This window comes from Micromonospora sp. NPDC005220 (genome assembly GCF_040607895.1).
Lineage (GTDB): Bacteria > Actinomycetota > Actinomycetes > Mycobacteriales > Micromonosporaceae > Micromonospora.
In genome coordinates, this window is sequence record NZ_JBEXHP010000134.1 from 1 (window position 1) to 13,522 (window position 13,522).

Genomic DNA, 13,522 nt, shown 5'->3' on the forward strand with positions numbered 1-13,522 from the left:
CGGTACAAACGCACAGCGCGCTGACGCAGCTCATCGGGGTACTTCTTCGGTGCCGCCACAGAAACTTCCTCCCCATGGCCATCAGACCATGATTACGAAGCTCCATGAAAACGGGGGTAGCTCACCGGTATCGACCATCGCTCGCACTCAGACAGCGAGCCAAGCCCGCAATGTACAAAGGCTGCCGAATCACGTGTCTTGTGTGTATGTCGCGTCTGTGTCGGCTCATCATGTGGGATGAGCGTCACGGTTGAAGGGTCAAGGTGGAAATATGACCGCTTCGGGCGAATGAATATAGACGTCCACGATCGTGGCGATATCAGATTAGGCGCGGCCCTCCGATGATTGTCCAAATGGCCTGGCCGTAGCCCTGGAGCCCGGCAGCGGCCGGGGACTCGTTGGCGATTGAGCCATTCCGCGCAACGTTCTGATTACCGGTGGTGATCATGTGGTGCGGTCGGTGTGGAGCAGGACGAGTGCGGCGGCCACGATCTTGCCGATGCGCCATGGGTCGAGGCTGATGTTGCGTAGTGCCTTGAATGTGGTCTTGAGCAGGGAGTTTCCGCGTTCGCCGATGGCTCGTAGGCCGTTGTGGGCCTTGTTGAACTGCTGCTGGATCGCGGTGAGTCGGTTGTTCTTTGGTTTCTTGAACGCCACGGTGATGGTGGTGGACTCGCCTTCGTAGCCCAGATCGCCGAGGGGTCGCAGATCGGCGCCGGCCTCTCGTAGGCAGGGCAGGAGTTCAGGGTGGGTGCGTAGTGCGGTGGTGTCGTGCTCGCGGCCGGGACGTACGGGCGAGGTCCAGATGGGCCAGCCGTCGCCGACGGTGATCACCTGGATGTTGCCGCCGTGGTTGTCGTGCTTGGCCGACCACCACAGATCCACGCCCGGTGTGGGCCCAGGAGTACGACACCGGTCGGTCTCGATCAGCGTGCCGTCGATGTTGACGTGGGAGTAGCCGGCGGTCTTGGCGGCGAGGAGGGCGCCGTGCAGGCCGGGCGCCTGCGCGGCGAGTACGCCGATGGCCTCGTGCAGGTAGTCGTAGCCGGTGGACACGCTGATCTGGTTGTCGGCGGCGAGTTGCTTGATCCGGGTGCCGTCGTAGAACCAGCGCAGGGTCAGGATCGCCTGGTCACGGCAGGGCAGCGACCGGGTCCGGGCCCGGGTGCCGCGGCGGATACGTTCGGCGTTGAGCAACCCGGTCAGGCGGCTCACCGTCTCCTCGCGTACCGGCAGTACAGCGGTGTATGTGACACTCATGTCGACGCAGGACCTCTATGAAGTTGATCTGTGGAAGGACCACTTCGTATCGAGGTTCTGCGTCTTTTCTCCGTACCCCGCCTGATCTGGCGCGTCCGACGCCTACCCGGCATTCCGGACAGCTACTGACTGCTACCGCCTGCTTGCGCGGAATGGCTCATTGCCCGGGCGCAGTGTAGGTAACGGGTGATTTATTGGGTTTCAGGGACATCATTCCGCGCTTCTGGCTACCGGTCCTTCTCCGGGTTGGGTTGTGGTGCGATGTCGGAAAGAACTGCATCTCGACGCTACCTGTCAAATAGGGGTTGGAGGTGCCGGTATGTTTCGACACTTGGCAGCGCTCCGGTATAGTGCGACCAATTCCCATTGAGCGTGCCGGAAGGCGTCTGGTCTGCGTGATGACACCTGGGCTGGAAAGCGCATCATCGAGCCCGCGCTTCGTCGGGCGACGACCACAGTTGGCACGTCTCGGGAGGGCCCAGGCCACAGTGCTGAGCCGTGGCTGGCAAATGGTTTGCGAGGTGGTAGGAGAGCCGGGCATCGGCAAGACCCGGTTCGTCCACGAGGCCCTGGCGCGGTGCGACTCCACCGTCCCCTGGGCCGTCGGGACCTGTTCGCCGGATGAGCGAGGAGTCCCCTTCCATGTGTTTCGACACGCCTTCACGAAAGCGCAGGCACTCCGACGCGGGGTGCGTGATGGACGGCCCACTGGGGAGAGCTGGGCGGAGTCCGTCGCCGCGGTGCCAGCGGCGCCGGCGCGGGCGTCGGACGCCCGGCGGTTCCGGACTTACCAGCTGGCCCGCCGGCTGATCGGCCTGGCGGCACGGGACGGTCTGGTGCTGGTCCTCGACGACCTGCACTGGGCGGATGCCTCCTCCACCGGTCTGATCGCCCACCTACTGCGGTATCCGGTGCCCGCCCCGCTGCTGCTCGTGCTCGTCTACCGCCCGCGGCAGATGGCGGCCCCGATGCCGTTCGGGCTACCGGATCCCGACAAGCACGCCGATGCGGAACCGACGTCACACGACCGGATCGAACTTCGCCCTCTCAGCCTCGCCGAGGTCGCGCTCCTGCACCCCCACATCGACCAAGTGGAGCTGCGCGCCCGGTACGACCTGACCGGCGGCAACCCCGGTTACCTGGCGGTGCTGCCGAGCGACCCCACCTCGAACAGCGCAGACCCGATCCGTGAAGCACAGGGTGGCCGGCTGTCCGACGCGGCGGTGGCCGTGCTGCGCCGCGAGTGGACGGACCTACCCCCCGTCGAGCTGGCCTGTCTGCGGGCCGGGGCGATCGTCGATGCGCCCTTCACCGCGGACCTGCTCGCCGAGGTCGCGCAGGTTCCGACGTCACTGGCAGTCGAGGCCGCCTGGCGGATGGCCCGGATTGACCTGATCCGCCGCGTCCCCGGAACGGGACGGTTCGCCTTCCGGCACCCGGTGCTGCGGATGGCGGTCGCCCAGGACACCGACCCGGAGTGGCAGGTGGAGGCGTGTGCGCGGGCGCTTGACGCGCTGGTCGATCTGGGCGCGCCACCCGCGGACCGAGCCCGCTACGCGGAGCGCCTGCTCGCGCTGCCGAACGGCCGCTGGGTCGACCGCTGCGTCGACGTGCTCTGCCGAGCCGCGCAGGAGATCAGGCGCGAGACACCGGACCTGGCCATCCGCTGGCTGCGGCTGGCGCTGCGTGCGCTGCGGCCGACGGCCGGTTCGACGCAGCATCGCCAGGACGTGTCACTCGCGCTGGCCCAGATCACCGGGGAGGCGGGCGACCTGGCCGAGAGCAGGGCCCTGCTCCAGGAGATCGTGCCGCTGTTCCCCGCCGACCCGGAGGGACGACGGGCCGAAGCGGTAGCTCTCTGGGCGCGTGTGGAACGCCTGCTCGGTAACTACGCGGAGGCAGCGGCTATCAGTCGGCGCGAGTTGGCCGCCCTGCCAGTCGGCGCCGGACCCACCCCGGGCTACCGACTCGCCACCGAGATCGGCGTCGCCGGCATCCTGGCCGGTCGCCCCGTGGCCGGGCTGTCCGACGGGCTCACCGGCGATCCCGGCGGCTCCGGCGCGGACCGGGCCGGCCTGCTGGCCGTCCGCAGTCTGGCCGCCGCGCACGACGGCGCACTCGACGACGCCCGGGGCCTGCTCGATGCCGGCGTCCGGATCGTCGACTCACTGCCGGACCGGGATGTGCAGGACCACCCCGACTGCCTCACCGCGCTCGGTCTGAGTGAGTTGTACCTCGAACGGCAGGCCGACGCGGTGCGGCACCTCGACCGAGGGCTCACCCTCGTCCGCGCCTCGCACCGCGACGACGGATTGTGCGAGCTGCTACTCGGTCGCACTCAGGTGGCCTACTACGCCGGCCAGCTGACCACCGCCATCGAGTTTGCTACGGAGGCGGGCATCGTCGCCCGGCGCATCGGCAGTCGCCACCTGCTGAGCTTCGCCCTGGCGTTCGAGGCGGAGGCGACAGCGTGGCGTGGTGGCCTTCGGGACGACGACCGGGCGGTGGCGTTGGCCCGCAGCGCCGTCGGAATCGCCACCGACCTCGCCACCTGGAGTGGTCGTACCGCCGCGACGGCGCTGGCGACTGCGGCGCTGCTGTCCGGTGATCCGACGACCTGTGCCGAGCTGGTGCGTTCAGCCGGCGGCGGCGACAGCCGACTGAGCCGCTTCCAGACCACCCTCCGACCCATGTGGTACGAGCTGCTCTGCGCTGCCGCGCTCGCCGCGGGCGAGGTGGCCGACGCCGAGCGGCAGGCACGGCTGGCGATGGCCGAGGCGGATCGGGTCGGTCTCCCCGGGCAGCGGGGCTTCGCTGAGTCGGCGTACGGCGAGGTGTTGCTCGCCCGTGGCGAGGTCCCGGCGGCGCTGCTGCACCTGGAGACCGCAGCCGACCTGTTCCGCGCCGGCGGGATGGTCCTACGGCGCAGTCTTGCGTTGGCCTCCCTGGCGCGGGCGGCCGAAGCCGCGGACCAGGCCGTCCCGGCGGCGCGTGCCCGCCGCCGGGCGCTGGAACTTGCCGGGTGGTGCGGGACGGAACGAGTCAGCCTGCGACTGGCTCGTCCGGTCGGCCCACGCGAGGTCGCCGCCCTGACCGACCGGGAATGGCACATCGCGCGGCTGGCGGCGACCGGGGCCACCAGTCGACTGATCGGGCGGCAGCTGAACATCAGCCCCCGCACGGTGGAGGCGCACCTGACCCGCATCTACCGCAAGGCGGGCGTGGCTTCCCGGTCGGGTCTGGTCGCCTGGGTCGCTCGGCTCGATGACACCGATCGGTGACCGCGACCCAGGGCGGATGACGTCGTTTGGTGCAACGCCGACAGGCCGGGCAGCACGAGGCCGCGCCGCCACCGGTCTGGCACGGTAACCGCTCACATACTCGAACTGCATCGGGCGCGATTCCCGTCGACCGGTGGCGGATGGAGGACGAGATGCTGGGCAGAAGATCCGTCAGGAGCCCGCGTACCCTCGCCGCCGGCATGCCGGCGATGCCGTTCGCCGCCGCCACGGTGGCGCTGCTCGTGCTGACCGGCTGTGGTGGCGAGCCGGTGGACGCGGCCACCCCGGCGCCACACGGTTCGGCCGCTTTCGGTCGGGACCGGGCCGCGCTGGTGCTCACCGCCTTCGACCAGGCCGACGCGGCGGCCTCGGTGGCCGGTGACGTCGAGGCGCTGCGGGCCCAGGAGGTTCCGCCCTCGCTGGACCTCAGCATCGCCGCAGTACGTCGGGCCGCGTACAACCAGCGTGCGCAACCGTCCTTCCAGCACATCAACCCGGTCTTCGCGGTGCCACCCGGCGAACCGGCCTGTTTCCTCGCCACGGCCACTCTCCGGCTGACCGGCTCGGAGCTGGCGCCCACCGACGTCAGCCAGTTCGTGCTCGGTGCCGACGGCCAGTGGAAGCTCAGCCACAACGTTCAGGTCACCCAACCTTCGCTGGTGGTCGCCCGGAGCATCGACGGCCTGCCGGCCACCGCGGGCGGCACCGCCCTGGACGAGACCAGCCGTCGGGCCCTCGCCGCCGAGGTGTTCGCCCGCAGCGTCGGGTCCACGACGGGCAACCGGTCCCTCGTCGTGTCGAGCCCGCTGCTCGACGGCCAGTTCGCCGGCGGTTGGGAGGTCTACGGGCAGCAGCTCGCCGGAGTCGGCGGGGCGGTGCAGCGGACGATGGACCGGGCGGAGTGGTCCGACTGCGGGGTCAAGGTGCCGACCGGCACGCTCACCTTTTTGACTATTCACGCCACCGACACGCTCCGCCCGGCGCCCGGCGGCCCTTCCACCGTCCGATTGGAGCCGCAGAGCCCGGACCTGATCGCCACCGGTCACCTCAAGGCGATCAGCGGGAAGTCGATCCGGGTCACCCGGGTGGAGACCTTCGTGCTGCTCGTGCCGGCACAGACCGTCGGCGCATCGGTGCTGGGGCTCAACGACACCGCGCTGACCGTCACTGCCGGCTGAGTCTGCCGCCAAGCTCCCACGGCGTCGGCGGCGGCAGAAACCGGTGGCATCACTCGGATTGGACGCGCCGGACCGCGACGATGACAGCAGCCGTGATCGCCGGCTGGGCCGGCGGTGCCGCGGTCCGGCCACGAAGCTCGGGAGGAACCCATGTGGCGTCCGCGCTTCCGATCGGACTACGTGCCGGTGCGGCTGACCGACGGTCCGCTGGTGGTGCTGGGGGAGACCCGTAGCCTGCTCATCGACGATCCGGTCGCCGCGGACCTGGCCGACCAGCTCGACGGTGCCGCACCGCTGGCCGACGTGGTGGCCCAGCTGGCCACCCGACACCCGGTCGCCGCCGTCGCCGCAGCCCTCGCCCGGCTGCGCGACCACGGCCTTCTGGTGTCCGGTCCGGCGCACACCTCGGCGGCCGAGGCCGCCGGCTGGGACGCCCGGGGTGTGCCGCCCGACGCCGGGCGGCGGTGGATGGCCGGGGGAAGGGTCACCATCGTGGACCTCGGGGCCCCCCGGGTGGCCGAGACCGCGGACGCGCTGCGCGCCCTCGGCCTCGCCCCGACAGTGGTCGGGCCGGACGTGCCGGACCCTGGCCCGGGTACCGCCCAGGTGCTGGTGCTGCCGTCGTCGATGCTCGACCCCCGGTTGGCGCTGATCAACGACCGCCACCTGGCCGCTGGTCGCGCGTGGACGCTGGCCCGGCCACACGGCAACGTCGTCTTCCTCGGCCCGCACCTCGTGCCGGGCCGTACCGGCTGCTGGGCCTGCCTGCGGCAACGCTGGCAGGAGAACGAACAGGTGAACGCCTTCCTCGACGGGCAGGACCTGGCCGGTCCGCTGCCGCAGCCCGGTCGCGCGGTCCTGCCCGGACTGGCCACCATGGCGGCCGGGCTGCTCGCCGCGGAGCTCGCCGTGCTCGCCGTCCGGGGCGCGTCGCCCCGCCTCACCGGCCGGATGGTCGCCCTGGACACCCGGGACCTGAGCACGGAGAGCCACCAACTGGTACGCCAGCCGCAGTGCCCCGCCTGCGGTGACCCGGACCTCGTCCGCAAGGCCGAGCCGCGGATCGACCTGCCACCGAGCGGTGCCCAGCCCACCCGGCCCGGGGACTCCCGCACCAGGGAGCCCGCTGAGGCGTACGCCGCGCTCGTCCACCATGTCAGCCGGTATCTGGGCGTGGTGAGCCGGCTGACCCCGCTGGAGGCGACCGACAACGGCGTCACCCACACCTACTCGGCCGGGCACAACTTCGCCCAGCCCCGCCAGCTCGCCGCGCTGCGCCGCAATCTGCGCGGGCAGAGCGGCGGCAAGGGCCGGACCGACCTGCAGGCCCGGATGAGCGCGGTCGGGGAGGCGGTGGAACGCTACTGCGGGGTGTGGCGCGGCGACCGCCCGGTGCACCGGGCGACCTACCGGCAGCTCGGTCCGGACCGCGCGGTACACCTGCGGGAGCTGCTGCTCTTCTCGGAACGCCAGTACGCCGACCGGCACCGGCTCAACCGCGACCTGGGCCACCTGCACCGCATTCCCCGCCCGCTGCCCGACGAGGTGGAGCTGGACTGGACCACGGGCTGGTCGCTGACCCGGCAGACACCGCGCGAGCTGCCCGCCGCGCACTGCTGGTACGGGCATCCGGAGCTGACCGGGCTGGGGGTGTGTTCGGCCGACTCGAACGGCTGCGCGGCCGGCGGCAACCTGTCCGAGGCGATCCTGCAGGGCTTCTGCGAACTCGTGGAGCGGGACAGTGTGGCCCTGTGGTGGTACCACCGATCGCGGATGCCCGGGGTGGACCTCGCCTCGTTCGGCGACCCGTGGACGGCCGCCTGTGTCGACCACCACGCCACCGCCCTGGGCCGCGAACTGTGGGCCCTCGACCTGACCGCCGACCTCGGCGTACCCACGTTCGCCGCGGTCTCCCGGCGGGTCGACCGAGGGCCGGAGGACGTCCTGGTCGGCTTCGGCGCGCACCTGGACGCGCGGGTCGCGCTGACCCGGGCGCTCACCGAGGTGAACCAGTTCCTGCCCGCCGTCGCCGGTCCCGGCTCCGACCGCAACCGGTACGGCGTCGACGACCCGGACACCGCGTGGTGGTTCGGCACCGTGCGGGTGGCCGACCAGCCCTGGCTGACCCCGGACCCCACCCGGCCGCCGCGCACCGCGGCGGACCACCCGGCGCTGACCACCGGCGACGTCGGCGATGACGTGCGTCGTTGCGTAAGCCGGGCGGGGCGAGCCGGCCTTGAGGTGATCGTCGTCGACCAGTCCCGTCCGGATGTCGACCTGGCGGTGGTGAAAGTCGTCGTGCCGGGCCTGCGGCACTTCTGGCGCCGGCTCGGTCCCGGCCGACTGTGGGACGTGCCGCCCCGCCTCGGCCGCGGCCCGTTGGCCGTCGACGAGACGTCGGCCAATCCGCTGAACGTGTTCTTCTAGCCGGCGCTCCCGGGCCACCGGGACCGTGGAAAGGATGTGGGGATGACCACCGTGGTGGACCCGGTCGGTCGGCGGTGGTCGTGAGCGGCTCCGTCGGCGGTCCGCCGATCCAGGAGTCGTACCGGCTGCGCCGGGACGCGGAGCTGCGGCTCGGCGAGGATGGCTCGCTGACGCTGCGGCAGACCCGCTTCCAGCTCACCCTGGAGCGACCGGGCATAGGCCGGCGGGCGCTGCTGCTGCGGCTCGCCGCCGACTGGGTCAACGACGTCGAGGTAGGCCGGCTGATCAGCGGCCTGGAGGGGGAGAACCGGGTGTTGCCCGCGCAGCTGCTGCTGCGCCGGCTGCTCGCCCACTGCTGGCTGGAGCGCCGCGTCCAGGTCGACGATCGGCCGCTGCTCGACCTGGTGCCCACTGGTCTGGGGCGAGGCAGTTTGCCGGAGAGTCGCCTGCACACCCTCGGGGTCCGCTACCGGCTCTCCCGCTTCGCCGCCCTCCAGCACGAACGGGGCATGCTGGTGGCCGCGTCACCGCTGAGCACCCTCGTCGTCGGCTGCGCCGACGCCGCCCTCGGCGCGGTACTGGCCGCCGCCGCGCCGGGCGTCGGACCCGAGACGGTGGCCCACACGCTCGGCGTGCCACCGGAAGTCGCCGGACGGGTGCTCGACGAGTTGGCCACCGCCCGGATCCTGGTCACCGACGCCGAGTTCGAGGCGGAGTGCGACGACGCGCCGCTGGCCTACTGGTCGCCGGAGGAGCTGCGGCTGCACCACCGATCCCGGGCCGGCCAACACGCGTTGCCGGTGGGCGGCACCTATCGGATGCGGGAGCGCTTCGCCCCGCAACCACTGCGCCGCCCGTACGACGGGGGTCGGGCGGTGGACTTACCACTGCCGGACCTGGCGACGATCGCCAAGGCGGATCCCGGGTTCAGCCAGGTCGTCACGGACCGGCGCAGCGTGCGCGAACACGACGACGCGGCGCCGCTGCCGCTGGAACGGCTGGCGGAGTTCCTGCACCGGTCGCAGCACACCAGCGCCGTCGGCGAGGCCGGCGGGCAGGAGGTCGGCCATCGGCCCTACCCGGGCGGCGGCGGCGTCTACGAGCTGGAGATCTATCCGCTGGTCGCGCGCTGCGCCGGGCTCGACCCCGGGCTCTACCACTACGACGCCGTCGGGCACCGGCTGGAGCCGGTCGCCGGCTGGGGACCGGCCGCGGAGCGGCTGCTGGCGTACGCCCGGGCGGCCGGTGCCCTGCCTCGGCCGCCGCAGACGGTCCTGGTGGTCACCGCCCGGGTCCAGCGGCTCATGTGGAAGTACGAAGGGATGAGCTACGCCATGATTCTCAAGGACGCGGGTGTGCTGACCCAGCAGATGTATCTCGTCGCCACCGCCATGGGGCTGGCGCCGTGCGCCCTCGGTGCCGGGGACTCCCAGGCCTTCGCCGAGTTGTCCGGACTCGACCCGCTGGTCGAGCCGAGCGTGGCCGACTTCCTGCTCGGCTCGCGTTGCGCCACCGGGTCGGCCACAGCGGAGGGCCGGCCATGAAGTTCCGGCGGCAGGCGCTGCGCCAGTTGGAGGCGCCCGAGCAACTGGACCGGGCGGTCCGGCTGACCACAGTGCCGAATTGGCTGGCAACCACCGCGCTGTTCATCGTCGTGGTCGCCGCGGGTGTGTGGTCGGTGCGTACGGTGGTGCCCCGGACCGTCGAGGCGGCCGGGGTGCTGATCCACTCTAACGGGATCTCGGCCCTCGACGCGCTCGACAGCGGCCAGGTCACCAAGGTGTGGGCGGCACCGCACCAGCGGGTGCCGAAAGGCACCCCCCTCTACAGCCTGCGCACGGCGGACGGCAAGGTGCGGGTGGAAACCGCGCCGGGTGACGCGTACGTCGTCGCCTGGCTGGTCTCGGAAGGCGAGATCGTCACCCCGGGTACACACCTGGCCGACCTGGAACGGCTCGACACCGCCGGGGACGCGTTGCAGGCAGTCGTCTATGCCCCCGCCGTCGCCGCCCCGCTGCTGCAACCCGGCGTGTCCGTCGAGGTGGCCGCCGCGGCCGCGCCCCGCAACGTGTTCGGCACCCTGGCCGGCCAGGTCACCACGGTCGGCGCCTTCCCGGAGACCGAGGCATCGCTGCGCGCCTTCCTGGGCACCGGGCCGGACGTCCGGCGGCTGCTCGCCCGCGGCAGCGTGGTGCGGGTGACTGTCGCCCTGGAGCCCGACCCGGCCGCCCCGGGCGGCTTGCGCTGGACCAAGTCTCCGCCGCCGTTCCAGCTCAACTCGGCCAGCGAGGTCACCGCCTGGTTCACCGTGGACCGGGAACACCCGATCGACTGGTTGCTGCGGCGATGAGCGCGCCGACGACCGCCGTCAGCGGCACGCCGGAGCTTCCCAGGATCCGGCGTCGACGGGTCCGTACGCCCACCCTGATCCAGATGGAGGCGGTGGAGTGTGGCGCCGCCGCGCTGGGGATCCTGCTCGCGCACCACGGTCGGCACGTGCCTCTTGAGGAGTTGCGCCGGGTGTGCGGAGTGAGCCGGGACGGCTCCACCGCGGCCACCGTGCTCAAGGGTGCCCGCCGGTACGGCATGGTGGCCAAGGGTTTCCAGATGGACCTGGCCGGCCTGGCCACCGTGGCGTTGCCGGCGGTGCTGTTCTGGCGGTTCGACCACTTCGTGGTGCTGGAAGGGCTCGGCCGTAAGGTCTTCATCAACGATCCGGCCACCGGTCCCCGTGGGGTGAGTTGGGAGGAGTTCGACGGCGCGTTCACCGGCGTCGTGCTCACCATGGAGCCCGGCCCGGAGTTCCGGCCCGGCGGCACCCGCTACCGGCTGGTGCGGGCGCTGGCCGAGCGGTGGCGCGGCCCGGGCTCGGCGATCGCGCAGATGCTGCTGCTCGGCCTGCTGATCGCCGTGGTCGGTCTGACCATCCCGGTGATGGCCAAGGTCTTCGTCGACCGGGTGCTGTTGCAGGAGGATCGGGCCGCGTTCGCGGGCCTGGTGGCGGCGGTGGCGGTGGCCACCGTGCTGACCTTCCTGGCCAGTCTGCTGCAGCAACGCCTGACCGTTCGCGCGGAGACGGCGCTCGCGCTCGCCAGCGCCGCCCGGTTCTTCCGACATCTGCTGCGGCTGCCGCCGACCTTCTTCGACCAACGGCAGGCCGCCGACCTCAGCCAGCGGGTCCGCGGCAACGAGGTGGTCGCCGAGGTGCTCACCCGCCGGACGGCCACCACAGCGGTGGACACCGGCCTGGTGCTGGCGTACGGGGCGCTCCTCTGCCATTACGACCTGCTGCTCGGACTGTGCGCGGTGCTCCTCGCCGGGTTGAACGTCAGCGTGCTCCGCTACGTCGCCTCAACCCGGTCCACCGCTGTCGCCGGTCTTCAGGCGGACCGCAGCAAGCTGGTGACCACGGTTTACACCACGGTCCAGATGATCGAGACGGTGAAGGCCGGCGGCGAGGAGGAACGCGCCGTGGCCCGGTTCGCGGCCCGCCACGCCACCGTCGCCACCCGTCAGCAGCGGCTGGGGGTGCCCACCGCGGTGCTCTCCGTCCTGCCGGCGCTGCTCGCCTCGGGGACCACAGCGGTGCTGCTGGGCTTGGGCAGCCGGCAGGTCGTGGCGGAGGCGATGAGCGTCGGCGTACTGGTCGGCATGCAGAGCCTGGCCGCCGCGATGAACCGCCCGCTGGGCAACCTGACCGCGCTGGGCTCTCGGTTGCAGGACATGAGCGCCGACCTCAACCGGTTGCGTGACGTGGAGCGGTACCCGCTGCCGTCGGCCCAGGACCGCCCCGTCCGCCCGATGACGCCGATGGAGGGGCACCTGCGCATCGAGGAGGTCACCTTCGGCTACAACCCGTTGGGCCGTCCACTGCTGGAGAACTTCAGCCTTGACCTGCCGCCGGGTGCCCGGGTGGCGCTCGTCGGGCGGTCCGGCAGTGGCAAGTCGACTGTCGGCCGGCTGGTCGCCGGGCTCTACCGTCCCTGGACCGGACGGGTCACCGTGGACGGATTTGAGCGGGCCGCGGCCGACGACGGGCTCTGGGCGGCCACCGTCGCCATGGTGGACCAGGACCAACGGCTGTTCGAGGGGACGGTCCGGGACAACGTCACCATGTGGGACCTCACGGTCGCCGATGAGGACGTCGTCGCCGCGCTGACCGACGCGTGCCTCTACGAGGAGGTCGCGGCCCGGCCGGGTGGCCTCGGCAGTCCGGTACGGGAGAACGCCCGCAACTTCTCCGGTGGGCAGCGGCAACGGCTGGAGATCGCCCGAGCGCTCGTGCGCAATCCCCGGGTGCTGGTGCTGGACGAGGCCACCAGCGCGCTGGACGCCGAGACCGAGCGTCGGATCGACCTGCACCTGCGCCGGCGGGGGGCGACCTGCCTGATCGTGGCTCACCGCCTGTCCACCGTCCGCGACTGCGACCTGATCGTCGTGCTGGACGGCGGCCGGGAGGTGGAGCGCGGCACCCACGAGCAGCTGGTTGCCCAGGACGGGGCGTACGCGCGCCTGGTCCGGGACCACTGACCACGACGATCCGAGGAGACGCTGATGAGTGGCGCGGTGGAGGATTCCCCGGCCGGCGGCCTGATCGACTTCTGCTCGGACGGCGTACGCCAGGTCTGCCGCCTGGACGGCCCGGCGGCCGGCTGGCTGGTGACCGGAGGCGAGGCCGACCTGTTCGCGGTGCGCCGGGCCGGGATGAGCCCCTCGCGTCGTCACCATGTGGCCCGGCTGCCTGCGGGTGGCCTGGTGCCGACGTCCACCGCGATCGGTGCGTGGCAGTTGATCCTGGTGCCACTGCCCGGCACGGAACTGCGCGGGCTGTCCCGGCGTCACCTGTCCCTGCTGGAGCGGCATGTTCGGCTCGGCCGGGTGGCGGACGACGGTGCGTCGCTGCGGGCGCGGACCGCCGCGACGGAGCTGGTCGCTGCGGTTGACCTGGTGCTGGTCACCGTCGCCGACACGCTGCGCCGCGGGCAGGCGCCCCGGGAGGCGTCCACCCTCCGCGGACGCGAGATCACTTCGCTGGCGCCGGGGAGCGCCCTCACCTCCACCGGCGGCGCGTGGTGGCTGCGCAGCGCCGGGGGACAACTGCGACGCAACGACGGTGGCCCGGCGGAGATGTCGGGGGAGCGGGAGCTGCTGCTGGTCGCCGAGCGGGACTGGGTGGTGGCCGAGTCGCCGTGCGCGGTGGAGAGCCACGGCAGCTGGGACCTGCTGGTCAACGGTCAGCTCCGGTCGGCCGTCGACCAGCACGTGGCCCGGCTGCTGCGGATGGTGGAGACCCGGATCGAGGAGGCCGACGCGGCGTTGCTGAGCGCCGTGCAGCGGCGCCGGAAGACCGACGCGGCGGTGCTCGCCGCGGCGGCC

Annotated in this window: 8 protein-coding genes; 7 read left to right on the forward strand and 1 reads right to left on the reverse strand. The window is 72.0% G+C overall.

Annotated features, from left to right (window positions below):
• Positions 1-444 precede the first annotated feature (444 nt).
• Positions 445-1,260 (reverse strand): transposase family protein, encoded by an 816-nt coding sequence (locus ABZU52_RS28940; RefSeq protein WP_354974118.1) that lies wholly within the window; start codon positions 1,258-1,260, stop codon positions 445-447.
• Between the two features lie 398 nt (positions 1,261-1,658).
• Between ABZU52_RS28940 and ABZU52_RS28945 the strand changes: the two genes are divergently transcribed.
• The 7 genes from ABZU52_RS28945 to ABZU52_RS28975 all read left to right on the forward strand — a co-directional run.
• The gene (locus ABZU52_RS28945) at positions 1,659-4,541 is read left to right on the forward strand and encodes an AAA family ATPase (protein WP_354974119.1); all 2,883 of its coding nucleotides are present in this window, start codon (positions 1,659-1,661) and stop codon (positions 4,539-4,541) included.
• A 152-nt stretch (positions 4,542-4,693) separates the two neighbouring features.
• The gene (locus tag ABZU52_RS28950; protein WP_354974120.1) at positions 4,694-5,719 is read left to right on the forward strand and encodes a hypothetical protein; all 1,026 of its coding nucleotides are present in this window, start codon (positions 4,694-4,696) and stop codon (positions 5,717-5,719) included.
• Positions 5,720-5,869: 150 nt separating this feature from the next.
• Positions 5,870-8,146, forward strand: coding sequence for a TOMM precursor leader peptide-binding protein (locus ABZU52_RS28955; RefSeq protein WP_354974121.1), 2,277 nt, complete (start codon positions 5,870-5,872; stop codon positions 8,144-8,146).
• An 80-nt stretch (positions 8,147-8,226) separates the two neighbouring features.
• Complete coding sequence (locus tag ABZU52_RS28960; protein WP_354974122.1) at positions 8,227-9,690, forward strand: SagB family peptide dehydrogenase; 1,464 nt, start codon at positions 8,227-8,229, stop codon at positions 9,688-9,690.
• Positions 9,687-10,496, forward strand: a complete 810-nt coding sequence (locus ABZU52_RS28965) for a hypothetical protein (protein WP_354974123.1) — start codon at positions 9,687-9,689, stop codon at positions 10,494-10,496. The genes ABZU52_RS28960 and ABZU52_RS28965 overlap by 4 nt, the downstream gene beginning before the upstream one ends.
• A complete protein-coding gene (locus ABZU52_RS28970) occupies positions 10,493-12,676 on the forward strand; it encodes an NHLP family bacteriocin export ABC transporter peptidase/permease/ATPase subunit (RefSeq protein ID WP_354974124.1) in 2,184 nt (727 codons plus the stop codon). Before ABZU52_RS28965 ends, ABZU52_RS28970 begins: the two co-directional genes overlap by 4 nt.
• A 24-nt stretch (positions 12,677-12,700) precedes the next feature.
• The coding region (locus tag ABZU52_RS28975) for a hypothetical protein (protein WP_354974125.1) at positions 12,701-13,522 on the forward strand (822 nt) is incomplete at its 3' end.